Genomic DNA, 24767 nt, shown 5'->3' with positions numbered 1-24767 from the left:
GCGTGCTCAGGGTGCACTGACGGTTTCCGGCTGCCGGGGCGGCTCGGTCGGTCCGCCCCTTCCGCTCGACCCGGCCGGTTCGGCCGGCCCGGGCCGCCGTGAGAGCACGCCCGGCCACCACACCTTCCGGCCCAGGGCGACGCTGGCGCTGGTCACCAGATACGTCCGTACGAGGAAGGTGTCGAGCAGGACGCCGACGGCGATCACGAAGCCGAGCTGGACCAGCTGCACCAGGCCCATGTTCGTCAGCACGGCGAAGGTCGCGGCGAGGACGAGTCCGGCGGAGGCGATGACGCCGCCGGTGGTGCGCAGTGCGGTGAGTGCCGCCGTGGCCGGTTCCGCTCCCGCCAGGGACTCCTCCCTCATCCGGTGCATGAGGAAGATGCCGTAGTCGACGCCGAGGGCGACCAGGAACACGAAGGACAGCAGTCCGAGCCCCGGATCGGTGCCCTTGAGGCCGAGGAGCGGTTCGAAGACCAGTCCGCCGATTCCGAGGGAGGCGCCCCACACCGCGACGACCGCGACCACCAGGAGCAGCGGTGCGACCAGACTCCGCAGCAGCCCGATCAGGATGAGCATCACGAAGACAAGGACGAGCGGTACGACGATCTTCGTGTCCCGGGCGTTGGTGACCTCCAGGTCGATCTGCTGGGCGCTGTCCCCGCCGACGTAGGAGCCCTTCAGTTCGTTCCGCAGGGACTTGATGGTGGCGGTCTCCTCCGCCGACTGGGGTGCGCTCTTCGCGAAGACGGCGATCTCGGTCCAGCCGTCTCCCGTACGCCCCTTCTCCGCGCTGCCCACGCCTGGTGTGCCGCGGACGGTCGCGAGGGTCTCGTCGGCGCGCCCCTGCGGGGTGATCACGTCGATGGGCTGGCTGCCCTGCCCGGGATAGGCCTTGGCAAGGGTCTCCATCGCGACAACGGCCTCCGGCTTCTTGACGAAGGAGTCCTCCTGCTTGAGCGGTCCCGGCAGGTTGAGTGAGCCGAGGGCGAGGGCACCGAGCAGTACGGCACCGCTCGCGAGTACGGTCAGCGGCCTGCGTCCGGCAGAGCTGCCCATCGCCGAGAACAGGCTCCGCCGCTGCTTGGGCGTGCTCCCGAAGGCGGGCACGAGCGGCCAGAACACCCGCCGTCCGACCAGTACGAGGACGGCGGGGAGCAGGGTCAGCATCGCGATCAGCGCGCACAGCACACCGACGGCGCCGAGCGGGCCCATGCCCCGGCTGCTGTTGAGGTCGGCGGCGAGCAGGCACAGCAGTCCGGCGGCGACGGTGCCGGAGGAGGCGAGCACGGCGGGCCCGCAGCCGCGCAGGGCGGCGACCATGGCCTCGTACGGTCGCTCGATGCGCCGCAGCTCCTCCCGGTAGCGCGAGATGAGCAGCAGCGCGTAGTCCGTGCCCGCTCCGAACACAAGGATTGTCATCACACCCGAACTCTGGCCCGAGACCGTCGTGCCGAAGGCCTGGTTGAGGCCGTAGGCGACGCCCATCGACATGTAGTCGGCGATCCCGGCGACGACGAGGGGTACGAGCCACAGCACGGGGCTGCGGTAGATCAGGATCAGCAGTACGGCGACGACGGCGACGGTGGTGTAGAGCAGCGGTCCGCCGAGCGAGTCGTAGACCGCGCCGGAGTCGGTGGCCAGCGCGCCGGTGCCGCCCACATCGACGCTCAACCCGCCCTCGTCCTGGGCGACTTCGCGGACGTCGTTGACGAGCTTGTCCTGCTGCTCCTCGTTCGCCCCGGGCTCGTTGCTGGCGATCGGGTACATCAGGGTCGTGCCGTCCTTGGACTGAATCCCCTTGAGCGCACCGCTGATCAGCTCGTGCTGTCGGGTGATCTCCGCGACCTGCCCGGCCGCGGTCTTCCGGTCGGCGGCGCTGAGCCCGCCGTCCCGGTGGTAGACGAGCACCATCTCGGTGGTCTCGCCACCGGGCAACGTGTCCTCGATCTTCGCCGCTCGCGTCGAGTCCGCGCTCGCCGGCAGGTAGTCGGTGACCTTGTCGTGCTGCACGTCGGCGAGCTTCGCCGCAAACGGCCCGACGAGCGCGATCACCGCAATCCACAGCCCGAGCACCGCCCATGGAACGGCTCGCCCGCGCCCCGTCCTCGTCGTGGTTGTCTCTCCGGCCCTCATCGACCGATCTCCCTCCGGGTGACGTCTGCTTCGGTCCCCAGACTTCCGGTGAGAACCACGGCTTTCGTCGGGCGGGAGGGCGAGGTGACGCGTACTACCGGGGGTGACGGCGGGTGCGGATTACTCCCTGGGGAGTAGTCGGCGGACGGCGCGCCGCCCCGGAAAGGGTGCGGGGAACCGCGCGACCAGCCCTCACCGACCCGCAGCAGAATCAGTCCCCCGCCGGGAGGGCGCGAGGGGCCCGGGCCCACCCGGGGCACACGACGGCGTCCGCGCCGCCGTGAGAACCCCTTCGTCCGTGGCTTCTGCACCACCTCGACGTCGATGCCCAGGGCCGCCGCACCGTGGTTGAAGATGCTGTTCTGGTAACCACCGTCGGCCCAGACCTTGGACACGCTCGGATGTGCCGCGGCCAGGTCCCCGAGGTCGATGCCCTGACTGCTCTCGGCAACGTTCGCCGAGGTCTTCACGCTCTGCCCGTCCACCACGGCGGCGGTCGGCTCCGCAGGACGGCCGTGGAATCGGCGGGTCTTGTCGCGTAACAGGTCGTGGACCTGCTGGGTGGTGCCGTCGGCTTCCCACTTGGCGTAGTAGTCGTAGACGGTCTTGTACGGCGGGAAGTCGTGCGGCAGATACTCCCACGGGATACCGGTGCGGTTGACATGGAGGATCGCGTTCACGATCTCTCGCAGATCGTGCACCCGAGCTGCCTTGATCAAGGCCCAGCGGGCGTCGGACACGTCACTGCGGTAGGACGACGAACACTCACGCCCTATCCAACGACCGCCCATAGCACCAGTCACAAAACCATCCCAGAACACCAACTACCTAGATGAGATGCCCTCTGAGCCCGGTCAGGCCCGGACCGGCAAGGGCAGTCGTCAGGTCGAGCAAGGTACGTGCCCCCCGGCTCCGCATACCAGGACGACGCTTCTCATAGCCGGGGTGGCTTCGACGAGATCGCAGCGGCGTGGGTCACGGCGGACACCGTGACCCGCGCGCGTACGTCCAAACGCGGGACATCCGTGCCTGGAAGGAGCAGGAGAGGCACCGCAGGCAGTGGGCTTATTTAGTAGAATTACGGAGAATCTTGTTTTTGTGCGTTCCTCCCATCCGGTGGCGGACATGGTCGAGCGGGAGAGCCCGGGAAAGCGGCGACGGCTGAATCGCCGACTGGTGCTCACCGCGGCCCTCGCACTCGTCGACCGGGACGGGCTCGCGGCGCTGACCATGCGGCGGCTGGCCACCGAGCTGAATGTGGAGCCGATGGCCATCTACCGCTACACCGCAGGCAAGCAGGAGCTGGTCGACGGCCTGGTCGAGGCCTTCTTCGCCGAGGTCAACAACCGACTGCGCACCTCGTCCGAGGAGCTTCGCCAGGATCTCGCGGAGGAAGCCGGCCGGCTGGGGCAGGCCGCCCAACCAGGGCCGGCCGCCGAACTGCCCTGGCGCGCCGAACTGCACCGGATCGCCTTGGCGTTCAGGGCGGAGGCGCACGCCCACCCCGAGATCCTGCCGGTGGTGGCCACCCGCCCGCTCGCCGTGCCCGTGGCCCGGCGCCCGGCCCCGCAACTCCACCTCACCGAACACATCCTCGCCGTGCTCGGCCGTGCCGGGTTCGACGACCCCACGACGCTGACGATCTACCGTGCGTTCGTAGCCTGGAACCTCGGCTGCCTCCTCGTGGGCGAGCGCCAGGTCGTCGACGACCCCGACGAACCGGACCTCTTGCTGCGCCTGGGGCTGCACCGGCTGCCTGCCGCCGACTACCCGCGACTGCGCGCCCTTGTCCCACGCTTCACCGACCACGACGGCGAACGGGAACTGATGGAGGGTCTCGACAGCCTGCTGAGCCGCGTGCCCGAGCCTCCCCTTGACGCCTTCTACGACGGAAGAGCACGCTGAGAATACGAGGTACACATCGGACATACACCTACGTCGGCAAGTGCGTCGTCGACATCGCCGAGGTGAGTACGACGGCGCCCGGGAAGCGGCCGCCATGTCCAGCGAGAACAGCACCCTCCGCGTCCGTGTCACGGCCGAGGACGCCGACACGCTGCGAGCACTTCTGCGCGAGGTCCGGCCCGACGTCGGTGGCGGCGTCCGCCGGAGTGAGGACGGCACCTTCGGCATCGACGCCTACGTGTCGCCCGAGCAGGCCGAGGCCCTCGACCGCGAGGGCGTGGTGGTCACCGTCCACGAAAACGCCACGGCCACCGGCAGAGCCCGCCAGAGCGAGGTCGGCGAGGGAGACCGGTTCGCTCCCGAGGACGCGGTTCCGCACGGACTCGCCCTCAAGGCAACGCACGCCTAGGAGGGACACATGCCGTATCTGAACGTCACTGAGGTCGAGTCCGCCGTGACCAGGCTGGCCGCCGTCTACCCGGCCGCAGAGCTCACCGAACTCCCCGAGCCCTCCGTCGAAGGCCGGACCGCACATGCCCTGAGGATCGGTACAGGAGGCCGGGACGTCAACGACGCCGTCGTGCTCATCGGCGGCGTGCACGCCCGCGAATGGGGCAGCTGCGAGATCCTGATCGACCTTGCGGCCGACCTCCTGGAGGCCCACCGCGACGGCACCGGACTCACCTACGGCGGCACCGCCTTCACACCCGCCCAGGTGCGCGGCATCCTCGAGGGGCTCGACGTCGTCGTCTTCCCGTTGGTCAATCCCGACGGCCGGCACTACAGCCAGACCGTCGACCCCATGTGGCGAAAGAACCGCAACCCTGCGCTGTCCGGCGGCGACCCGGAGGGAGTCGGCGTCGACATCAACCGCAACTACGACTTCCTCTTCGACTTCGGGACCGCGTTCCACCCGGCCGCTCCGGTGCGGGTCTCGACCGACCCGGCAGACCCCCAGCAGGTGTACCAGGGCCCCAGCCCCTTCTCGGAACCCGAGACCCGCAACGTCCGCTGGCTGCTCGACCGGTTCCCGCGCACCCGCTGGTTCGTCGACCTGCACAGCTACTCCGAGGACATGCTCTTCGTCTGGGGCGACGACGACAACCAGTCCGTCGACCCGATCCGGAACTTCCTGAACCCGGACTTCGACCATAAGCGCGGACTGGCCGACGACCTGCTGTACGGGGAGTTCGTGCCCAAGGCCGACGCCAACGACTCCATCGTCCTCGCGGAACAGTTCAGCCGGGGCGCGAAGGGCGTACGCGGCAAGGACTACACCCCGATGCCCGGCTTCGACTTGTACCCGACCTGCGGAACCAGCGACGACTACGCCTACGCGCGCCATCTCAGGGAGTCAAGCAAGGGCAAGGTCTTGGCCTTCACGGTGGAATGGGGCAAGAGCTTCCACCCGCCGTGGCCGGAGATGGAGCAGATCATCCTCGATGTCGACGCCGGCCTGCTGCTGTTCTGCCTGACCGCTGTCACCTAGTGTGCTGTGACCGTATAGGTTCGCCTAGTGTGCTGTGACCGTATAGGTTCGCCGGGTTGGCGGTCGTAACGGTTGGATGTGCGGCGACATCCGATCCGACCGCTGGAGGCGCGCGGTGGCTGAGCCCGTCCGTGGGCGCAGACTGACCGACCAGGAGGGTCAGAAGCTGCAGCGGATCGTGCGCCGGGGCAGTGCCAGGTTCGGTTCGCTACCGGCGGGCAGCGGGAACGGCTTTCGCCAGTCCTTCTCTCGCCTGTCCTCGACGCCCAGTCGCTCTGCGGGCACGTTGACGTCGAAGAACCCGGGCCGCTTCTCGTCGAAGTGAGAGGAGAGCCCCACCATCAACGCGCGGAACTCCCGCAGCGCAGCCCGGGAGAGCGGCTCCGCCAACTCGATCGCCAACGTCGGACCAGACATGCTGGGAGCCTAGTCCTAGCCTCACGCCCACGCCTGACCGCTCCCGCCCGGGGCCTGGTGAGATCGGTCGGCGACGCCCAGGCCTACGCGGCGCGGTGGAAGAAGAACGGGTCGATCGACGGCGGCACACGCGTCACGTTGTCCAGGTCGAACAGCTGGTGGCTGACGAAGTCGGCGTGCCGTTGGTACGTCACTCCCTCGGGGAAGTCGGCGGGGTCGGGCGTGTTGTTGCCCGAGAACACCCCGTAGAAGTCCCGGCCGACCGAGAGCAGCCGGATGTAGTCGCCCAGGTACGGCAGGAAGCGCGCCCGCGGCACGTCCGCCGGCGCCTGGTGCAGCACGTGACGCTCCGCCGGGGTCTGCCAGCCGTCGCCGGTCAGCTCCAGCGTCGTCACCCACTGCCCTTGCTTGAACTGTTGGTACGCCAGACCCAGCAGGGCGTCCGTACTGACCGCGAGCGCCGGGTTCTTGGCGTCGGTGACGGTGCGGGCATCGGCCGACCAGGTCTGCCCGTGGTCGGTGGAGTGGCGTACGTGCAGCGTGCAGCCGACCCCGGGCGCCGCGCTGCCGCGATCGCACCAGGCCACCCACACGCCGGCCGGGTCCGTCGGGTCCACCGCGATGGCGAGATCGCCGCCGAGGCGCTCCTGTCCCATGGAGGCGTTGAACCTCTCGGTGCGCTCTGCCACCACCCGCTGGCCGATCTCGGAGTCCTCGGCGTCCTTCAGATCCTGGAACGGGTTCGGCCCTACGCCCCCCTCGTCGTCACGGGTGACCACGACGTCGAACGTGATGTTCAGGATGTCCCCGCCGGCTTCGCCGACGTCGCGCCAGCTCTCGAAGACTGCGTACACCGTGCCGTCGGGGTGCAGCGCGATCCGCACCGGCGGCCCGTCCTGGCCGGACGGCGCGCGCCGCTCGATCACGCTGGGCTTGAAACCGGCGGGCGCCGACGCCGTGCGAGCGTTGTCGGAGACGTCGACCCCGGCGGTCTGCGGCTGCCGACCCAGGTCATTGTTGGCAACGTAGACGCGGTCGCGGGTGCCGTCGTGCAGCCGGACGCTGCCCGCCACCACCCACGGCTGGTCCGGCCTGTCCCGGGTGACGAGGACTTCCATGGGCGCCGTCGAGGAGATGCCCGGCGAGCGCAGGATCTGCATGCGGGTCGCCGTGGCCGGGTGCCGTCCGCTGAGGATGCCCGCGTACAGGGCGCCTCCCTCGGACGCGAATCCGACCGAGATGTCCCCGGTGCCCGTGCCGGCGGCCGCGCCCGGGACGATGCTTCTGAGACCCCAGGTCTGCCCGCCGTCGGTCGACACGTAGATCGGGGCGAGAGGGCCTCCCATGGGGTCGGGCGTGAACGCGGTCGCGACGATCTCTGAGGGGCGTTCGGGATTGACCGCGAGGTTGGGCTCAGCGTCCTGGCTGCGGTCGCCGCTCAGCGCGGCGGGAGTGATGTTGACGACTTTGAGCGTGGGCATGCCCGCTCACCTCCGTGCCGCCTGCAGCGTCTGAAGTTTCTGCACCGGCTGGTAGTCATCGGGGTGAAGGATTTGGAACGGGGCCCACTCAGCCAGCGCTCCCTCGGTGGCGTGCAGCATCCACATCCCCTCCTGCGAGGGCTGTGGCTTGGGCGCTTGGTACCAGTGGAAGTCCCGGCTGTTGGGATAGAGCACCGTGATCCGCCCGGGAGCGAGCTCCCCCTGCTCCACATGAGACACGTCGAGCTGCGCGCGCCACCAGTCGGGGGCATGCTCGCTGAACCTCTCGTCGGGGGTCCGTCCGCTGCCCGCCTGCTCCAGGCCCACGACCACGGCGATCACGACAGCGTCCGCCTCGTCGGCGTGCGTGACCAGGCCCTCGTCCTTGATGTCGCGCTCGAGCGCGGAGAACGGCATCGCATCAGCGGTCCTGGCGACGCGGGAGACGTTCGGGGCCACGGCGTCGGCGGGCAGGCGTCCGACCTCCCGGACGGCGAGCCCTTCGCCGTAGGCCATTCCGTCGGTGAAGAACGCGGCCGCGTCGCCGACGGCCGGCGGATCGAGGCCGTCCGACAGCTGAACGGTGACCTCGCTTCCCCGGAGCCTCGTGAAGGCGTCGGGTGCGTGCAGCACCGTGTCCACCTTGACCACAGCCGTGCGTTCGCCGGCCGGCACCTCCGCGAGCCGTGTGTCACCGACACGGGTGACCGTGCCCAGGAAGCTCAGCGGAGTCCGCCGGACCAGTCCCAGCACATCTTCAGGACCATCGGGCATGACGGTCCTCCTCTCGCCTCAGCCGGCCGCGCTATCGCGAGGCGTGCGCCGCGGCCGGGTGGGTTCGCCGCCACTCCGTCCGGGCGCCGAGTGCGCACAGGGCGGTGACCAGAGCCGTGACGGCCACGATGAGCCACTCGACGGCTCCGCTCCCGGCGTCGGGCTCGACGCCGAAGAGCGTTTCGATCCAGTCGCGCCAGATGAGCGTGACGAGGAAGAGCAGTCCGGAGAGGGTTCCCAGGGCGATCTCCGCCCAGAAACGCCTGCGGACCGGCCGCCCCTCCTGGAAGGCGTGGAAGCCCATTTGGAGCCTCCCCTCTCTGCCATCGGGGACGACCCGTCGGGCCGCCCCGGGCGCGCGACAAGGGCTCGGTGACGGAGCCACCGCGGCGAGCACCTCGGCGGGGCAAGGCGGACGCAGCGGTGCTCGACGTACACTTACGCTGCACGCATACGCTGCACGCATACTGCGTATACCAGTCTCCGCGCCCTCAACTCCCAGGTCAAGCGGGTCTCTCGCCGGTCTCGGCGCTCCGGGAAGCCGAGGGAACAGCCCGGCCGGCTGAGCCAGGACAACACTCCGCGCAGCGCCGCCACGGACCGGGAGCGATCTCCGCCCTGGCGACGACGGCATCGAAGCGGGACGCTCGAAGTCCTTGGCGTCGACGTTCCGGCCCGGCGGCCGCATGCCGCGGGAGGCTGCTGCGGCGAGTTCGTCGGGGGGGAAGTCGAAACGGTTCAGGGCTCCTGGACCGGCAGGTTGAGACTTCGAACACCTCACCCGACGGGACGGGAGCCCAACGGCCTCGGGACGTAGCCCTGAATCGCTGGTTCTGCAGAGGAGGGTCAGTACTTGGCGGCGAGACTTACCTGGGTGTCGCCGCCGGCCCCCTCGAGACGCCATCGCAGCCACTTGCGGTCCGGCGCGTTCGTGTTCACGGACAACCAATGTCCGGGGACGACGGCGCCGTGCCAGTTCTCCACCCAGAAGCACTCGTGGCCGCCTATGCAAAAGGGACCGACGCAGATGCACTCCCACACGTCGACGAACAGGGTGCCGTTGCGCGAACCTTCCGCTCCGACCATCGCAATCCCGGTCCCGTAGCCCACGGCGTGATCCGTACCGCAGATGGCCCAGTCCCATCCCTGCACACAGGCTTGGGCACCGTTGCAGAAAGTGTCCTTGAACCAGCTTTGTTCGCCCGTGGTGCGGACGATCCCCTCGCTGTAGCCGGCCGGTTCGCCTGCCGAATGTACTCCCGCCTCGGGCGGGGGCGCGATGTCGCCGGTGGTGGCAGGGAGTTGGTCGACAGCTCGCCCGCCTTCCACGATCGCCCGGACTCCGGAGGGAAAGTCGAGGATTTGCAAGGCGTGGTCGTCCCCCAGATCCATGATGGTGCTGGCTCGCGGCGGAAGCCCGCGCTTGATGCGGCTGTTGGTAGTGGTCATCGCAGCTTTCCTCCCTGTAACACCGAAACGCGCCGGTGATGCGGTCGGCAAAGGCGGGTGTGCTGAAGGGAACTGGGGAGATCGTCAGGGGCCCGGTCGCGGACTCACGCCCGTTCGTCTCCATCACTCTTCAGTCTGGCACGTAGTACACCCACTGTCGTGCCGGCCCGCGGCCGTTCGTAGTTCACCCGCCGCTTGCTCCCCGGCGCGACCGGCGTCCCGGCAAAGCGCGGTCTCGACGGCGCGGTAGGAGCCGTGGCCGTCAGATCTGGCCGTACGGTCGCCGCGATGCAGGTAGGGGCTCCGGAACGTGCATGACCTGGCTGGGTGACGACGAGAAGAGGCGTCTGCTGATGGTTGACCGCGGTTGGGTGGGGGCATTTGAACTCGGCTCCGGTGCCAACCCCGTGGGAGATTCCGCCACTTTCTGCCGCGACCCGTCGCAACGGATGTCCTCCGCAGCGTCAAGGTCGTGTCCTCAAGCGGTAGGTTCCCCTTCGAACGCGCCGCCAAGAGGCTCGTCAGCCCCGAAAAAGGGGCAGAGTGCTCACGTCGTTGGTGAAGCACGGTGACTGCGCGGACACCGACTTTCTCGCCCACGTCGACGATGGGTTCGACAACACGTCCGGCTAACCCTGGCCACCCGCCCAGGCTCACGGTGTGCACGGGGCGCAGGTACGCGAGCCAGGCCGCGCCGGCCGGAGACCTGTGGGCTTCGCGGAGCACGGTGGCAGTTCGACAGGATGCGGAGCCCTACGAGGTCGCGGTGGCCGGAGAGTCCCTGGACGATGGACGGCTGCGGCTTCTTAGCTGGTCAGACCTGAACCGCTCCGCCGGCAAGGCCAGGGGCCGGCCAATACCGGCGGGTCCCCGGCTGGAGTCCTACGCCGACACCGATTCGGGTGTCGGGCGCGCACTCATGCGGTCCCTCGCCTCTGGGTATCGGGGTCTGGTGTGCCGGGACAGGCTGTGGTGTGGGTGATCAAAGTGGTGTTGTGGGGCGGCCGGAGCGTCGTAGACGGCCGCCCCACAGGCATGAGGGATCCCCTCCAGACCAGGCGGGGGCTTAGCGGGCGCGCGGGGCGGTGAGGTGCTCCTGGCCGTGGTCGCTGGCGGCCTGGCTCACCGAGCGGCCCGGCATCGAGATCGTCTGCCGCGACCGCGCACCCTTCTTCGCCGACGGAGTCGCCCGCGGCGCCCCGCAGGCCCTCCAAGTCGCCGACCCGATGGGATCTCTGGCACAACCTGGGCGAAGCCGCCGAGAAGTGCCGCTACCGGCACCGCGGCTGCTTGCGCCCCGCACCGGAACAATCGGAGGCACCCCAGGAGGAGCCGGAGTCGGCCGCGTCATCGCCCTGGCCGACAGGCCACCGGTTCGCCGAAGCACCCGCGCCAAGCACGCCACCATCCACGCTCTCCTCGCCGCCGGTCACAGCAAGCGGTCCGTCGCCCGGCGGCTCGGGATGACGCTCAACACGATCCTGCGTTTCTCCCGCGCCACCACCCCGGAGAAGATGTACACCGGCCAGTGGCAAAACCGTGCGACGAGACTCGACGCCTACAAGCCCTACCTCGATCAGCGCTGGTAGGAAGGCTGCACCAGCGCCTGGAAATTATGGGAGGAGATCAAGGAACGGGGCTATTCCCAGTGTTACGCCGGCGTCCGCGACGACGTCAGCAGGAACCTTCGCGGCAACCCCCATGCTGACACGCCGCATCGCCATGACCGCAGCATCCGTCCTGGCCACGCTCTCCAACGCCACAGCCGTCCGGTGGAAGAGATCGGCACTCAACCGCATCCGATCGGCGACGCCTCGACCGGGGCCAAGCTCACCGCCTGCGACGGCGCGGGATCCAACTCGTACTGGGACGGCGTGCATCTCCTCGGCGCCGACACCCTGACCATGAACGGCAGAAAGGTCGGCTACCGCTCGGACCACAGCTGCCCGCCCAAGCGGCCGCCGCGATGGCGGAGCGGTCATCTCCCCGCTGCGGGGAAGGGTCCGCGGCAGGGCCGGGGTGGTGGGTGATGCCGTAGTCGCGGGTGAAGCGGTTGGCCTCGAGCGCGGAGCGGGACAGCCGGTGCAGCCAGAACGCCTACGCCACGCACTCCATCTGCTCCGGCGAGAGGTACAGCACGTACCCGGTTCAGCAGGAGTTCGGCCAACACCTCCGGCGAGAGGCTGCCGCCGCCGGAGACGGAGGTGACCGCGTCCAGGCAACCGGTCCGCAGCGTCGGAGAGATGCCAGTGGTGGTGCTCGGCAGGCCGGTCCCCGGCCCGCTCCTCCCCCGGGCCGACCGCCGCTCCCTGACGACCCACAATCCTCACACGGCACCGTCCGAAGAACTTGTTGGATCAGCTCGTCCAGGTCTTGATCTGAGCGGCGACCTCCCGCACCGGGAGGCCGTCCCGGGCCGCGCGCGCCAAGGGAAGAACGGTGTCCAGACCGGGGCTCACCGCGAGGCCGCACGCCGAGAGGTAGGCCGCAGCCACCGTGGCGGCGAACAGCAGGTTCCTCACCTCCAAGCTGGGATTCCTCGCCAGCTCGCACAACAGAGCCGCGGCCTTGTGATGGGGTTCGGGATAGATCTCATGGTCCAGGACCGTCGCGCGATGACGCGCTTCCGCCGCCACCGGTACGCCGTAGTCGACGACCTGGGGATCGCCCGGGATCTGCTGCGCCACTGCCAAGATCCAGGCGAGATCGACACGGAGATTCACGCGGCGTCCTGCGGCGCGCTCTCCGCCAGTCCCTCCGGAAGACCGGGGTACCGGTCCTCACCGACCTCCGCCTCGAACGCGTCCGCGTACCCGGCCAGGAACGTCGCGGCGCCGGCCATGAAGGCGGCACGTGCCTGATTCACATCGGCCTCGATCAAGTCAGCCACGTACCCCTGCAGGGTCAGACCGCGGCGCTTGGCCCGGTCCTCGGCTGCCGCCCTGACGGCGTCGTCCAGTCGGATATTCGTCTGCTTTGCCATACCCACCACCATAGCTAGCCACTGATACCGTCGGCTAGCAGTTGCCCTACAGATTCCCGCTGCCACACGCGAGCGAAGATCGTGGACACGGTCCGCTCTACGACCCAGCGGTGGCGTCCCAGGTGTCGGGATGACTCGATGCCCTTGCGGGCGAGGCGGTGCCGGTGCCGCGGGAAGCGAGCCATCGGCGCAGGTGGCGGTAGTCGTAGCCCTTGTCTCCATGCAGCTTGCCGGGCCGCTGGCGTGGCGGGCCGCGGCCGGAGCGGACGGGCGGGATGCCGCGGACCAGCGGGATGAGGGCCTGGCTAGCCTGCCGGGGCCAGGACGCCGGCGCGAGGGAGCCGGCAGTTCACCCAGCAGCCGCCCAAGACGCTGAAGAGCCGGATCGACTTCTCGAACCGCCAGTCTTGGGCAATGCGAAAGCCGTGGCGGTGGAGATCGGTGTCACCGCCGACAGCGTCAGCCGCTGCCGGCGCGGCGCCCGCAAGAACCCGCCCCCGGACATTGCGGCGGCAGTGAATCACTCCGTCCAGACCCGCCCGCGAACTGCACCGATATCTGCGGTGGCGCAACACCAACGCCCGACACTCCGGCGTCCTGGCCGCCCAACGCCGTGAACGTCCCCGCATCCGCAGCGAGAAACGCATTCGTTGAGGCGCGCGCCCTCATCACGGCGGCCTGACGACACCAGCCCGGCGAACCATCCCGGTCACGGCACTAGGCTACGTGGGTTCGTGCCGCTCGCTGCGGCCCATCGACGGAGAGGCAAGCCGATGACCCAGCACGCTGCGGCGGCAGCCCTGGTGCCCGGGCGGCAGCCCGAGCTGGTCCCGGACGCGGGGATGGAAGCGGCCCGTATGGCTGCGGTACGCCGCTACGACATCCTCGACACTCCGCCCGACGGGGCGTTCGACCGGGTGGCGGCGATGGCCGCCCGCCTCTTCGATGTCCCGGTGGCCACGGTCACGATCGTGGACAGCGACCGCATCTGGTTCAAGGCCGCACACGGCCTGGAGGGCGTCAAGGAGATCGGCCGCGATCCGGGCCTGTGCGGCTCAGCGATTCTGCGCGATGACGCGCTGGTCATTCCCGACACCCTTCGTGATCCCGTGGCGGCGAACAATCCGCTGGTCGCGGGAGAGATGGGGGTGCGCTTCTACGCCGCAGCACCGATCACCACCTCCGAGGGTCACCGACTGGGCACGGTCAACGTCCTCGACACCAAGCCGCGCTCCATCAGCGAGGACGACACCGCCACACTGGCCGACCTCGCGGCGATCGTGCTGGACGAGATGGAGCTGCGGCTGTCGGCGCTGCGCGCACTACGCGATGAGCAGAAGCGGCGGGAGGTGGAACGGGCGGCCCGGGAACAGGCGGAGAAGGACAAGACCGCCATCGCCGCGTTCGCCTCCACTCTCCAGCGAACCCTGCTGCCCCCGGCGCTTCCCGTGGTGCCCGGCCTGGAGCTGGCCTGCCACTATCACACCGCCTCCGTACACGATGTGGGCGGCGACTTCTACGATGTCTTCCCCATCGACGCCAGCCGGTGGGCGTTCTTCCTCGGTGACGTGTGCGGCAAGGGCCCCGAGGCGGCGACCGTCACAGCTCTGACCCGCCACACCCTGCGCGTCGCGGCCCAGATCGACCCGGAACCGGTCACCGTCCTGAGCACACTCAATACCACCCTGCTCACCGACGTCACCGCCGGAAGCCGCTTTTGCACCGCCGTCTTCGGCCTTCTGGCACCCCGCGAGGACGGTGGCTTCAGCGTCACAGTGGCCACCGGCGGCCATCCGCCGGCCTACCACCTGCGCCCCGACGACAGCGGCGCGGTATGGGTCAAGACGGTACGCCCCAAGGGCGGCATGCTCATCGGAGCCTTCCCCCAGGCACACTTCACCCAGACCACTTTCTCCCTGGCCCCCGGGGAGGGTCTGTTCCTCTATACCGACGGGCTGACCGAAGCCCGCACTCCCCAGGGCACCATGCTCGGCGAGGACGGCCTGACCGGCTTCCTCCACCAGCGCACAGGGCCCGTGACCGCCACTGCCCTGGTCGAGGAAACCGTCACGTTGCTGGCCTCACTGCCCGACGGAGTCGGCGACGACGCGGCCCTGCTGGCCCTGTCCGTACCTGACTCCGACACCGCGCCCGACACCGGCGTCGCCGCAACCGCCCACACCACCGCCGCACCCGAACACTTCGGCCAGGAGCGATGACCGACGTGACCCACACACTTCACCTGACCGTTCACTGCCCCCACCCCGGCCTCGCCATCGCCACGATCATCGGAGACATGGACGTGCGGACCGCGCCCACTCTGCGCTCCGGGGTCCTGGAAATCATCGAACAAGGACACTCGCGCCTGGCCCTGGACCTGGCACAGGTCGGCTTCTGCGATTCCGCCGGTCTCAGCGCGATCATCGGCATCTGGCACGCAGCCCAGGCAGCGGGCGGCTCCCTCAGCCTCGCCGCCGTCCCCGACCGCCTGATGCGCATGCTCAGGATGACCGGTGTCGACTCACTCCTGCCCGTCCACGCCACAGCCGCCGACGTTACCGATCAGCCCACCTCCGCGAACAGGTAGCGACTCCGTCACCCAGCTCCTCACTGCACGGGCGAGTACGGGTCCGCACGAGCCGGTCAGGCGTTTCGGCGTCCGCGAGGACGGCCCTGACTCTCTGAGGTTCGGGAGTTCGTCGGCGTCGACGCAATGATCGACTGCCGTGAAACCCTCCGCCAAGCACTCAGCGACTGACCTATCCCGTACCGGAGATGCGCTGACCGATCGGCTCAGTGCTGATGGTGGTCGCGTTCGGACACGTAGAGGGGACTGAGCTGGCGCCAGTAGCCGTGCACGAGGTCTTCGGCCTCCTGCACCGCCCGCTGAGCGCGTGGCGCTTCCGTCGGCAGGCGTTGCTCGGCTTGGACCACAGTGGATTCCCTGCGCCGGATCTCCCTCAACGCCGTCCAGCGTGAGGCACGGCGGGATACGGCAGCAGCGCGTGGCCTTTTGCCCCTTCGGCCCGTCAGGCACCAGCGCGCGAGCAGTATCGCGGCCACCACTAGCAATGCGCTGGCGGCATACACTTCATGACCGGCCACTGACTCCTCCTGCCGAACACCCGCACGGACCGTGCCGGGTTCATGTGCCCCGGCATCGCATCGTCAACGTCACCGCTGGGCTAAGAAACCCTCACAGCCATCGCTGGGTGGGGGTGGGGGCGGCAGCGGGGAGAACCAAAGTGCGCTCTGGACGCCGCGAGGCCCCGGGCCGCGGCTGTGCGGGGCCGCACAGGAGCTGACTCCTATGCGAGGCTTCGACCAAATCGGCCATGGCGAAGGTTCCCGACCCGGGCGCCGCAGCGTCGGCGGCCCGCGCAGCGCCAGGCGCGGCGGCCCCGCCCGTCGCGCAACACCAGGAGCGCGCCCCGATCCCCGGCTGCGTCCGCGCCGCCCATCCCGCCGTCCCTCACTCTCAACTCCGGCCAGGGCATGGACAAAGGCGGTCGCAATGGGGATGCCAGAGGCCCGACCACGTCCGTACGGCGGGAATGACCTGCAGCGGTGCGGCGGCGTCGGCGAGGCTCGCGCAAGAGAAGACGCAAGGGAAGCCGCAGGAGAAGACGCAAGGGTTGGTGCAGGAGACCGCGCGGCGGACCAGAGCCGGTTTCGAACAGAACCTGGCCGATACTCAGGACGAACTCCGTCAGGTCCGCGCTGAATTGCAGAGGGTCTACCAGCGGGTGCCATGGTCGGCCGAACAGCTGGCGCGTGGGAGACGGAAGAGAACGCCTGCTGCCCGGTGCACATGCAGGCGCTGGCCGACCAGACCTGGGACAGGACAACGACCGCTCGCCGCGCTCCTGCACCAGCACACCGCACGCGCCGTTGTCAGCGCCCGTATCGACCTCACCGCGGCCGATCTGCGCGGCAGACTGGGCCCTGGTCGCAACCGGCCATGCCATCGCGCTGATACCCGGGTGTTGACGCGCGCGCTGCGGCCCGATGCCACCACGGTGAGCCTGGTCGATCCCCCCACCCGCGGCATCTATACGGTCACGGCAGGTCTCGACCTCCACCCCTGCGCAGCGCCTCTGCTCGACCAACTCGCCGCAGTCTTCGCTGCAGGGTGAGGCCGCAGACCTGGAGTCTCCGGCTCTTTGCCGGCCCCGGTCAGGTGAGGTTGAGGTGCAGACGCACCGTGGTGCCCATGCCGGAGTGCTGAGGTCGCACTTCCATCAGGTCGCACAGTTGTCTGACGGCCCACAGGCCGTGGCCGTGCCGCTGGCCGGGGTCGGGTGGCAGGTATCCGAGAAACCAGTCGGTTGCCCCGGGGCGGGCGTCGGTGATGTCACAGACGATGCGGCCTGCGCTGCGCCAGAGTGCGAGGTGTCCGCTGCCGCCACCGTGTTGGACTGCGTTGGTGGCAACCTCGTTGGCGGCGAAGACCAGCCGGTCGGCCGCGCTCTGCGACATCCCCAGTGACGTGGCCGAGGCGGCCACGAAAGCGCGTACTGGAGTCAGATCAGCGTCGAACCGCATGCCGTGCTCCTGGGTGTCCCGGGAGGCCGGTGCCAGTTCCCTTTCCCAGAAACCGTCCTGCTTCGGATCAGCGTAGTGAGGACTGGGTTCGGCAGCGGGACCGGTGACCATTTCGGGATGCGTGCGCCGGGCGTCAGCGACGAGCGGGGAAGGCAGGGTCCGGGTGTCGTAGGGGCACACGATCCACGCCGGGCAGTCGGCGAACGCGACGTTGATGACCGCTTCGTAGCGGGTCCATTCGGCGGTCTCCAGGGCGTCGCGTCCGTGCCAGACGGGTTCGCCGATGACTCGCACCTGCCGGTGGCGGCCGGTGTCGCCGGTGCGCTGGCCGACGTAACGGTGGTAGGCGGCCAGTGTGCGGCCCGGGGCGTCGTACCACTGGTCGGACCGGACGAACTCCACATGCCCGGCCGCATCGCCCAGTTGCTGGCGCAGCAGGTCGATGTTACGCGGGGTGGTGACCGCCAGGACCGCGTCGTCCTGCGCGAGGCCGTCCAGGCAGAACGGCACGGTCGCGGCAAGGAAGTCCTCGTCGGTGCCGTAGATCAGGGCTTGATGGGTCAGGATCGGAACGTCCCCGGGCTGCATGCGGGAGTTGGTCGTGACGGCGCTCATGCCGACACCCCCTGGGTGTCGATGACCAGCGCGGGATGCTCGTCCCAGCCGACGGTGCTGATCACCTTGGCCAGCATCGGTGCGAGGTGCACGATGCGCAGCCGTCGTCCGTTGGGCAATTGCTCGGCGGTGTGCACCAGGGCGCGCAGGCCAGCCAGGTCGATGAATTCCAGGGCGCTCATGTCCGCCCACACGTCGCCCGACCAGTGCAGGGCCTGCTCCAGGGCTGCGGTGAGGTGGCCGGTGCCGCGGTAGTCCACACTGCCGATCAGCCGCAGTGCCCGCTCGCCCCTTCTGAAGGCCGGGACAATGCTCAGTATGCTGTCCTGGTACAGGGGACTGAGTTCCACCGTTGCGGGGTGGATTCGGTCGAAGGCATCCAGCTCAGAGGGCGCAAACCGGCGGGCGTCATACTGGCAGATCGCCGATGCCCGGTTTCCTGCGAACACCGCGTTGATCTCGGTTTCGTACTCGTGCACATGCTCCGCGCCCGGAACGTCACGCAGGGACCAGCTCATCTCGCCGCTGATGCGCAGGCCCGCGTAGCCGGCCGCGAGACTGTCGGAAACGTGTCGCCGCAGCGTGTTGACCATCGTCTCAGGGTCGAATCGCCCCGTCGCCAGATAACTGTCCTCGACCGTGTCCACCTGCAACTGCCCCCTGGCGACAGCGCGATCGGGTTCCAGTCCCGCGGTCCTCAGCCAGCCCAGTACCGTCGCTGGGGCGTTGCGGTCAGCGAAGTACAGCACTCGCTCGCCGCGTGCCAGACCGGCAGAAACGTAAGAGGTGACCACTCGGCGTTGTTCTGCGTCATCGACGAACGCCAGACACAGGTGGTCGCCCTGCCCCACATCGTGGACCTGGCGCTCCCTGCTGTCATCCGTGATCACGTTCGCCTCACAGCCCTCACCTCTTCGACCGGGGTCCCGTATCCGTTTGTCTCACCGCCTGGCTCTCGGACTGGAAGCAATTGTATGCGCACAGACGGCACTCACCCCAGGTCTCCTCGGCGCACACATCGCCCGGACCGCCCGCGCCCTGGGCGACGTCCACCTGCCAGTCGGCGTGGTCGGCCATCTCCGCCTGGTGGAAGGCGATGACGGTGTCGACCAGGGCGAGACCGTGCTCCCGAAGACCCGTCTTGCTGGCGGCGATGCGCTTCCCGGTGGTCCGGCCGGCCGTCGACGGGAGCTCAGCGGAGGCGGCGGCTTCGGCCAGACCCGCCGGGGTGCAGTACCAGTAGCTCTGCTGGGCACAATGGGTCCGGCCGATCAGAGCCGGGGATTCGGCGAGCAGGTTGCGCAGCGCGCACCGGACGTGGTCGGTGTCCTGCTGGTGGGGCACCAGCAGCGCCTGCTGGTCACCGCGGCGAGCGTGCAGGACTCCATCGCCGGCACCCAGCTCCTGGACCAAGTCGCCACCGAACATCCCCGCATCCGCAAGGTATGGGTCGACGGCGGCTACCGCCAGCACCTCGTCGAGCACGCCGCCGGCCTCGGCATCGACATGGAAACTACTCAACGCAAGCCCGGGTCGGCACCGGCCGTCCGGCCCGTTCAGCGCGGGCCCGAAGGAGCCTGGGCAACGGGGTGTGTCAGTAGGTCAGGACGACGCAACCGTTCGCGCCGGGGAGGCTTTCGGTGTGCTGGTGGGCAAGGCCATTTGCGGAGCCCGATCCGCCCGCTCCGCCGCTGCCCGCTCCGGCTCCGCAGCTGCTGGGCGGAACGGCCCCGGGTGCGCCGCCGGTGCCTCCCGCGCGGGTATCGGCATTCGCTGCGGCGCCTGCCTGGCCCGTGTAAAGGTTGGAGAAGCTGCCGACGCACCAGCTCATTCCGCGATCGCCTCCCGCGCCTTGGGTGCCGGGAAAGGCGTTCCCACTGTGGTGCCCGCCGGCACCGCTCTGCGCAGCGGATCCGCCAGCCGTGTTGTTGACCGTGACGGCCGAGTTCCCACCGGGCGCGCCGTCTCGGTCGAGGCCACTGGCCGCCCCGCCGGCGCCGCCCGCGGCGACGGTGATGGTGATCCCGTCGCCGGGCTTGACGGTCAGGACGCAGGAGGAATTCGCTCCCCCGCCTCCGCCTCCGCCGCCTGGCTGGACCGTGCCGTCCCCGAACGCGGGGCCGGATCCGATCCCGCCGCCCCCGCCGGTCAGGCTCACCGCGACATAAGTCACGTCGCTGGGCAGCGTAATGGTGTAGCTTCCCGGCGTGCTGTAGGTCCGCGTCTCAAGGGCGTGGGCGGGAGCGGCCGTGGCGAAGGACTGCAGTACCCCGGCCATCGCCATGAGGCCCACGATCCCCACTCGCGTACGGCAGGTGGAGCGAGGGCCGAACCGGCGCCGCGCGCCAGGGATGGTGATCATGTGTATTACGTCTCCTTGTGCGTCTGCCCTGTCCGTCGATGCCACACCGTAGGGCTTCAGAGCTCGCGGCCGGGAGGCGCTTCCCGGGGGGGAGGACCAGGTCGCCGCGGCGCAGGAGGCTGAGGTGTTCTGAGGCGGTCGACGGTTTCAGTGCGCACCGCTCGGCTATCTCGCCGACGGTCAGTTCCACGCCGCCGCGGGCAGGAGCTGGTGAGGCCGGGTTCGGGAGAAGACGTTTGTCCGGGCGCGATCGGTGCAGACGATGAGCTGACACAGCCTGATCTCCAGGTCCACCAGGAACGGGCCACCGGCGTGTACTTGCGGGCGTTGGTCAACAGCTCGCTCACGACCAGCTGCACCATGCCCATCGCCCGCGCCGACACCAGCGCCCTCCTCCGCCTCGCCCGCCAGCGCATCAGCGTCCTCTTCGGAAGGTGTCCGCCCACCCAGCAGAGCGTCCAGCGGCACGCCAGCAACGGCATTTGCGCGAGCGTAGACCGAGAAGCCTGCGACCGAATTGCGCTCCCCGCATAGTCCGCTCGCGGTGCTGGACGGTGACGGCATGCGCGCACGGCGTGGACGGCATCGTGCTGGACTGCCCACCGCGAGCGGTCCCGGAGCTTGGCCTCGGCGATCCACATACCGGGCTGCGCAGTGCCGGGTTCGCGATGAACGAGGAGGCCCCATTTGGCAGGTTTGCCGATACTTCTTCAGTCACATTTTCATCACGTGTTGATGCGGCCCGTGTAACAACCTTCACTCCTGCGTAAGCAGCTCACACAGGTGATCACTAGTGATCACTAAGTGACACGGGGGTGGAAAGTTGAGACGTAGGCATCGCGTCAGACATGCGGGTACGAGGTCGATACGAGGTCTGGTGGCTGCCGTCACCGCGACAACCGTGATGAGCGCCCTGCCCGCGATGAGCGCCCAGGCGGTTGCGGACGAACAGGGTCCCAGCCTCTCCGCAGGGCAGCGAGCGCTGGCCGAGGCGGAGGAGTCCGGTCGGCGGGTAGAGGTGGTCACCGAGCGTACGGAACGCACGTCGGTCTTCGCTAATCCCGACGGGTTCTCCTTCACCCTGGAGGAGTCGTCGATTCCGGTGCGGGTGATGAAGCCGGGCGGGGGTTGGCAGCAGCCGAACGCGACCCTGGAGCGACGCGATGACGGCTCTGTCGGCCCGAAGGCCGCTGCGGTACGCATCAACTTCTCCGGCGGCGGCAGCAGCGACCCGCTGGTCTCGATCGCTGAGCGTGGAAGGTCACTCGCGCTGGACTGGCCCGGGAGACTGCCCACGCCCGAGCTGAACGGTTCAAGCGCGGTGTACCGGGAGGTGCTGCCGGGTGTGGACCTCAAGGTGACGGCGACCGTCGAAGGCTTCCAGCACGTCTTGGTCGTCAAGACGCCCCACGCCGCCGCGAACAAGAAACTGAAGCAGCTCACGTTCGGCGTGCACAGTACCGGGCTGACGGTCCGCAAGACCCCCACTGGAGCTCTTGCGGCGGTCGACGCGGCCGGACAGACCGTCTTCCGTGCACCCACCGCACAGATGTGGAACTCAGCCGGCCGCGCAGCCGAGGCCGAGCACCTCACGACCGAAAAGTCTACGGCCTCTGCCGAGTCGGCGACACCGGCGGACCCCGCGGAGACGGCCCCCTCGGGGTCCGGTCTGGAGCCTGGCCAGGGCGACAAGGTGGCCCGGATGGAGGTGCGGGTGTCCGACAACACGCTCTCGGTGGTACCGGATGCCAGGCTTCTCTCCAGCACCGCAACATCGGACTTCCCCCTCTTCATCGACCCGACCGTGACCTGGGGTGAGTCGGAGCGCACGCTGCTGCGCAGCGACGGCTACGAGTCCTACGGCTGGGGCAACGGCGACGACGATCTGGGTAAGGGGGCCGGCCACTGCGGTACCTGGAGCGGGTACTACTGCGGGCCGGGTTACACACAGCGGCTCTATTTCGAGTTCTCGCCGGCCAGCCTGAAGGGCAAGCAGGTACTGGACGCCACTTTCCGGGTCACCGAGCCCTGGGCGTTCCAGTGCGACCCGCGCTGGGTCGACCTCGTCCGTACGAACAACATCTCGTCCTCCACCACCTGGTCCTCGCGTCCTTCGGAGCTGGACTGGATGGGTGACCGTTATGTCTCGGCAGGCCGCGGCTCACTGTGCGATCCGGACTCTCCCGACGCCCCGATCGAATACAACGACAATCCGGAGGAGACGAACGAGAACCTCACGCCGACGGTGAAGAGCTTCGCCGCGGGTAAGTTCTCCCGTCTGACGCTGGAGATCAGGGCCCACGACGAGTCGGACACCGCCGCGTGGAAGCGCTTCCGCAACGATGCCGTGCTGGCTGTGAAGTTCGTCGGTCTGCCCGACACCCCGACCTCGGTAGGACTGGTGACCGGCACTGGAACGGTGTGCGCCAGGACGGAGTCCAACCCGGCGATCGTCTCCGACCCGACACCAACACTGACCGCGACCGCGCAGACCAAGTCGGGTGGTGAGAGCGGCGCACAGCTCCGGATCGCTTTTGACCTCGACCAGAAGAACACCGACGGCACCTGGGCTGACACAACAGCCGGCAATGGAGATGTGCGGCCCTCCACAGGTTTCGTCGGGGACGGGGTGAAACAGTCGATCTCCTGGTCGACGCTGGCCGAAGGCAAGCTCTACCGCTACCGGTCATGGGTGCGCTCGTACTACGACGATGACACCAACTATCTCGCCGGCCCCTCGAACGCCTCGACGACGGGCTGGTGCTTCTTCAAGGTCGACCCAACCGCGCCGAAGGCGCCGACGATCAAATTCGGCAGCCCGTACAGCCTGTGCACCACCAACGCGTGTGTGGCAGCCGGCGGTCCGGGCGTGAAGGGGACCTGGTCCTTCGCCCCTGCCACGGGTGACACCAACAACGTGTCCTACCAGTACACGCTGTCGTCCTGGAACACCTGGCCCACGGTAAGCGGCTCAGCCCCTTCGGTGTCCATCACCCCGGACGCCTCCGGCACCTACACGTTGTTCGTGCGCGCCTTGGACAACGTCGGCCGCTACGGTGCATGGAGCGCGGTGGACTTCCTCGTCGCCGCAGGCTCGGGCCCGGTAGCCAAGTACCACTTCGACGAGGCCAGTGGTGTGGCGGCCGACTCGGCCACGGCCGGATCGACCCGACGCCCTGCGACCCTCGGTACCGGAGCGGTCCGCAACGACCGCGGCCGCCGCGGTCTCATCACCAACGACGCTGCCGGGGTGCCGCTAGACACCCCGGTCACCGACAAGGGGATGGCGCTGGACGGGACTGCCGGTTATGCGTCCACGACAGGACCAGTGCTGGAGACCAGGTCCTCGTATACGGTCTCGGCCTGGGTCTGGGTCGATCCGTCCTCGACGAAGACAGTGTCGGTCCTCAGCCAGACTCCGTCCACGGCCAGTCCTTGGGCCCAGAAGTACAGCCCGTTCGTCATCTCTTACGGCGGCAAGTGGAGCCTGCGGGTGTTCTCCACAGAAGGCACCTGGTCGCGGGAGGCCGCATCGCCGGTCTCTTCGCCCAAGGGAGTCTGGACGCATGTGGCGGGTGTGTACGACTCGGCAGCCAAAAAGGCCTACCTGTATGTCAACGGTAAGCAGATGGCGTCGGTCGATTCCGGTACCCCCTGGGCCGCCGAGGGCAGCACGGAGATCGGGCGGCTGATGTACGCCGACAGCTACGTGGACTATTTCAAGGGCTCCATCGATGAAGTGAGCGTATGGCAGCGCGCTCTGACGCCCAAAGAGGTGGGCGACGAATCGAAGCTCCTGACGTCCGAGAGCTATGCGGGTCTCGAGCTCGTCGGTGACTGGCAGCCCGCGCAGGGCAGCGGCACCACGATCGCGGACACCACATCAGGCTATGGCAAGAGCCTGACGCTGGAAGGCGGGGCCGCGCTCAGCGACGGTGACATCGTCCTGGACGGTGTCGACGACGCCGCGACGGTCACCGGTCCGCTGGTGGACGGCACCGGAGCGTTCACCGTGACGACAACCGTGGCGCTGGACGGCGCGAAGCTGGCGACGAAGGCCGTCGGATACTCCGGTGGTGTGCTCAGCCAGCAGAGCACCGATGGACTGTCCTGGGGATTCTGGTACCAGCTGACAGGCAAGGACACCGTGCTCGACGACATCACCCTCGAAGAGCGCACGGTCCCGGTCGGGAAATGGCATTTCGGCAGCCTCAACGCGGACGGAACATTCAGTTCCGTGGTCTCCGACGAGGTTGCCGCCCTCGACAGCCCGGTGCGGCTGACCGGCGCCTACGACGCGGTGGCCGGGACCATCAGTCTCTACATGGGCCACAACCAGAACGGTGACGCGATGGCGTTCACCGCGGCCATCGGTTCGGGCGCCTTCGCCGTCGGCAAGGGCTACGCGAACTCGGCCTGGAGTCACTATCTTCCGGCCCGGATAGGTGAGGTGCGCCTCTTCGCCGGTGCAGTCGCCGGCTCGGACCAGATCGACACGTACATCGGGGACTGAGCAGGGACAGGGGCGGGCCGCGGTCGTCTCCGTGGCCCGCCCTTCGCTCAGCCACGCACAGCCGGCCCCGTTGGGTGACCCGGCCCTCAACTACGCAC

At 68.8% G+C, this 24767-nt stretch carries 19 protein-coding genes and 5 pseudogenes; 9 read left to right on the top strand and 15 right to left on the bottom strand.

Going from position 1 to position 24767, the window contains the following annotated elements; all coding sequences use genetic code 11:
• Positions 1-6: 6 nt before the first annotated feature.
• Positions 7-2136 carry an MMPL family transporter gene (locus QF030_RS38505; protein WP_307167197.1) on the bottom strand — a complete coding sequence of 710 codons (2130 nt, stop codon included), beginning with the start codon at positions 2134-2136 and terminating at the stop codon, positions 7-9.
• Positions 2133-2876, bottom strand: coding sequence for a transposase (locus tag QF030_RS38500; RefSeq protein WP_307167196.1), 744 nt, complete (start codon positions 2874-2876; stop codon positions 2133-2135). The genes QF030_RS38505 and QF030_RS38500 overlap by 4 nt, the downstream gene beginning before the upstream one ends.
• Positions 2877-3234: 358 nt before the next feature.
• On the opposite strand from QF030_RS38500, the gene QF030_RS38495 reads away from it, so the two are divergent.
• From QF030_RS38495 to QF030_RS38485, 3 genes are all read left to right on the top strand, one after another.
• The gene (locus tag QF030_RS38495; protein ID WP_307167195.1) at positions 3235-4041 is read left to right on the top strand and encodes a TetR/AcrR family transcriptional regulator; all 807 of its coding nucleotides are present in this window, start codon (positions 3235-3237) and stop codon (positions 4039-4041) included.
• Between the two features lie 94 nt (positions 4042-4135).
• Positions 4136-4450, top strand: a complete 315-nt coding sequence (locus QF030_RS38490; protein WP_307167194.1) for a hypothetical protein — start codon at positions 4136-4138, stop codon at positions 4448-4450.
• A gap of 9 nt (positions 4451-4459) precedes the next feature.
• Positions 4460-5530 (top strand): M14 family metallopeptidase, encoded by a 1071-nt coding sequence (locus QF030_RS38485; RefSeq protein ID WP_307167193.1) that lies wholly within the window; start codon positions 4460-4462, stop codon positions 5528-5530.
• Between the two features lie 261 nt (positions 5531-5791).
• Here QF030_RS38485 and QF030_RS40720 read toward each other — a convergent pair.
• The 5 genes and pseudogenes from QF030_RS40720 to QF030_RS38460 all read right to left on the bottom strand — a co-directional run.
• A pseudogene (locus QF030_RS40720) lies at positions 5792-5947 on the bottom strand (DUF6368 family protein); the annotation flags it as partial.
• Between the two features lie 83 nt (positions 5948-6030).
• The gene (locus tag QF030_RS38475) at positions 6031-7428 is read right to left on the bottom strand and encodes a hypothetical protein (protein WP_307167191.1); all 1398 of its coding nucleotides are present in this window, start codon (positions 7426-7428) and stop codon (positions 6031-6033) included.
• Positions 7429-7434: 6 nt separating this feature from the next.
• Positions 7435-8202 carry a hypothetical protein gene (locus QF030_RS38470; protein WP_307167190.1) on the bottom strand — a complete coding sequence of 256 codons (768 nt, stop codon included), beginning with the start codon at positions 8200-8202 and terminating at the stop codon, positions 7435-7437.
• Between the two features lie 31 nt (positions 8203-8233).
• The gene (locus QF030_RS38465; RefSeq protein WP_307167189.1) at positions 8234-8506 is read right to left on the bottom strand and encodes an ABC transporter permease; all 273 of its coding nucleotides are present in this window, start codon (positions 8504-8506) and stop codon (positions 8234-8236) included.
• Positions 8507-9048: 542 nt separating this feature from the next.
• Positions 9049-9651 carry a hypothetical protein gene (locus QF030_RS38460; RefSeq protein WP_307167188.1) on the bottom strand — a complete coding sequence of 201 codons (603 nt, stop codon included), beginning with the start codon at positions 9649-9651 and terminating at the stop codon, positions 9049-9051.
• A 1085-nt stretch (positions 9652-10736) separates the two neighbouring features.
• Between QF030_RS38460 and QF030_RS38455 the strand changes: the two genes are divergently transcribed.
• Together QF030_RS38455 and QF030_RS38450 are read left to right on the top strand one after the other, a co-directional pair.
• Entirely contained in the window at positions 10737-11240 is a 504-nt protein-coding gene (locus QF030_RS38455; RefSeq protein ID WP_307167187.1) for a hypothetical protein, read from the top strand.
• Between the two features lie 183 nt (positions 11241-11423).
• On the top strand, positions 11424-11681 hold the full coding sequence (locus QF030_RS38450; RefSeq protein WP_307167186.1) for a hypothetical protein: 258 nt from the start codon (positions 11424-11426) through the stop codon (positions 11679-11681).
• A 327-nt stretch (positions 11682-12008) separates the two neighbouring features.
• Here QF030_RS38450 and QF030_RS38445 read toward each other — a convergent pair whose 3' ends face one another.
• The 3 genes and pseudogenes from QF030_RS38445 to QF030_RS38435 all read right to left on the bottom strand — a co-directional run.
• Positions 12009-12374, bottom strand: a complete 366-nt coding sequence (locus tag QF030_RS38445; RefSeq protein WP_307167185.1) for a hypothetical protein — start codon at positions 12372-12374, stop codon at positions 12009-12011.
• The gene (locus tag QF030_RS38440) at positions 12371-12634 is read right to left on the bottom strand and encodes a hypothetical protein (protein WP_307167184.1); all 264 of its coding nucleotides are present in this window, start codon (positions 12632-12634) and stop codon (positions 12371-12373) included. Before QF030_RS38440 ends, QF030_RS38445 begins: the two co-directional genes overlap by 4 nt.
• An 83-nt stretch (positions 12635-12717) precedes the next feature.
• Positions 12718-12941: pseudogene (locus tag QF030_RS38435) on the bottom strand (IS5/IS1182 family transposase); the annotation flags it as partial.
• Between the two features lie 466 nt (positions 12942-13407).
• Between QF030_RS38435 and QF030_RS38430 the strand changes: the two are divergent.
• Together QF030_RS38430 and QF030_RS38425 are read left to right on the top strand one after the other, a co-directional pair.
• The gene (locus tag QF030_RS38430) at positions 13408-14853 is read left to right on the top strand and encodes a PP2C family protein-serine/threonine phosphatase (protein ID WP_307167183.1); all 1446 of its coding nucleotides are present in this window, start codon (positions 13408-13410) and stop codon (positions 14851-14853) included.
• A gap of 5 nt (positions 14854-14858) precedes the next feature.
• Positions 14859-15221 carry an STAS domain-containing protein gene (locus QF030_RS38425; protein WP_307167182.1) on the top strand — a complete coding sequence of 121 codons (363 nt, stop codon included), beginning with the start codon at positions 14859-14861 and terminating at the stop codon, positions 15219-15221.
• A gap of 1589 nt (positions 15222-16810) precedes the next feature.
• Here QF030_RS38425 and QF030_RS38415 read toward each other — a convergent pair.
• Both QF030_RS38415 and QF030_RS38410 read right to left on the bottom strand, forming a co-directional pair.
• Positions 16811-17794, bottom strand: coding sequence for a sensor histidine kinase (locus tag QF030_RS38415; RefSeq protein ID WP_307167181.1), 984 nt, complete (start codon positions 17792-17794; stop codon positions 16811-16813).
• On the bottom strand, positions 17791-18684 hold the full coding sequence (locus QF030_RS38410) for an MEDS domain-containing protein (RefSeq protein ID WP_307167180.1): 894 nt from the start codon (positions 18682-18684) through the stop codon (positions 17791-17793). The genes QF030_RS38415 and QF030_RS38410 overlap by 4 nt, the downstream gene beginning before the upstream one ends.
• Positions 18685-19108: 424 nt before the next feature.
• On the opposite strand from QF030_RS38410, the pseudogene QF030_RS38400 reads away from it, so the two are divergent.
• Positions 19109-19330, top strand: a pseudogene (locus QF030_RS38400) (IS5 family transposase); the annotation flags it as partial.
• Positions 19331-19388: 58 nt separating this feature from the next.
• On the opposite strand, the gene QF030_RS38395 reads toward QF030_RS38400, so the two are convergent.
• The 3 genes and pseudogenes from QF030_RS38395 to QF030_RS38390 form a co-directional block, all read right to left on the bottom strand.
• On the bottom strand, positions 19389-20156 hold the full coding sequence (locus QF030_RS38395) for a glycine-rich domain-containing protein (RefSeq protein ID WP_307167865.1): 768 nt from the start codon (positions 20154-20156) through the stop codon (positions 19389-19391).
• A gap of 106 nt (positions 20157-20262) precedes the next feature.
• Positions 20263-20346: pseudogene (locus QF030_RS40715) on the bottom strand (ArsR family transcriptional regulator); the annotation flags it as partial.
• An 89-nt stretch (positions 20347-20435) separates the two neighbouring features.
• Positions 20436-20572: pseudogene (locus tag QF030_RS38390) on the bottom strand (ATP-binding protein); the annotation flags it as partial.
• A 506-nt stretch (positions 20573-21078) separates the two neighbouring features.
• Between QF030_RS38390 and QF030_RS38385 the strand changes: the two are divergent.
• The gene (locus QF030_RS38385) at positions 21079-24669 is read left to right on the top strand and encodes a LamG domain-containing protein (RefSeq protein WP_373428944.1); all 3591 of its coding nucleotides are present in this window, start codon (positions 21079-21081) and stop codon (positions 24667-24669) included.
• Positions 24670-24767 lie beyond the last annotated feature (98 nt).

The organism is Streptomyces rishiriensis (assembly GCF_030815485.1).
Classification (GTDB): Bacteria; Actinomycetota; Actinomycetes; order Streptomycetales; family Streptomycetaceae; genus Streptomyces; species Streptomyces rishiriensis_A.
This window is presented reverse-complemented; position numbering and strand designations above follow the sequence as displayed.

What these genes read in the sequence shown, in the direction of transcription:
- QF030_RS38430 (WP_307167183.1), top strand. Translation starts at nt 13,408, where the DNA reads ATGACCCAGCACGCTGCGGCGGCAGCCCTGGTGCCCGGGCGGCAGCCC.
- QF030_RS38490 (WP_307167194.1), top strand. Translation starts at nt 4,136, where the DNA reads ATGTCCAGCGAGAACAGCACCCTCCGCGTCCGTGTCACGGCCGAGGAC.
- QF030_RS38440 (WP_307167184.1), bottom strand. Translation starts at nt 12,634, where the DNA reads ATGGCAAAGCAGACGAATATCCGACTGGACGACGCCGTCAGGGCGGCA.
- QF030_RS38460 (WP_307167188.1), bottom strand. Translation starts at nt 9,651, where the DNA reads ATGACCACTACCAACAGCCGCATCAAGCGCGGGCTTCCGCCGCGAGCC.
- QF030_RS38415 (WP_307167181.1), bottom strand. Translation starts at nt 17,794, where the DNA reads ATGAGCGCCGTCACGACCAACTCCCGCATGCAGCCCGGGGACGTTCCG.
- QF030_RS38465 (WP_307167189.1), bottom strand. Translation starts at nt 8,506, where the DNA reads ATGGGCTTCCACGCCTTCCAGGAGGGGCGGCCGGTCCGCAGGCGTTTC.
- QF030_RS38385 (WP_373428944.1), top strand. Translation starts at nt 21,079, where the DNA reads ATGAGCGCCCAGGCGGTTGCGGACGAACAGGGTCCCAGCCTCTCCGCA.
- QF030_RS38485 (WP_307167193.1), top strand. Translation starts at nt 4,460, where the DNA reads ATGCCGTATCTGAACGTCACTGAGGTCGAGTCCGCCGTGACCAGGCTG.
- QF030_RS38395 (WP_307167865.1), bottom strand. Translation starts at nt 20,156, where the DNA reads ATGATCACCATCCCTGGCGCGCGGCGCCGGTTCGGCCCTCGCTCCACC.
- QF030_RS38475 (WP_307167191.1), bottom strand. Translation starts at nt 7,428, where the DNA reads ATGCCCACGCTCAAAGTCGTCAACATCACTCCCGCCGCGCTGAGCGGC.
- QF030_RS38470 (WP_307167190.1), bottom strand. Translation starts at nt 8,202, where the DNA reads ATGCCCGATGGTCCTGAAGATGTGCTGGGACTGGTCCGGCGGACTCCG.
- QF030_RS38505 (WP_307167197.1), bottom strand. Translation starts at nt 2,136, where the DNA reads ATGAGGGCCGGAGAGACAACCACGACGAGGACGGGGCGCGGGCGAGCC.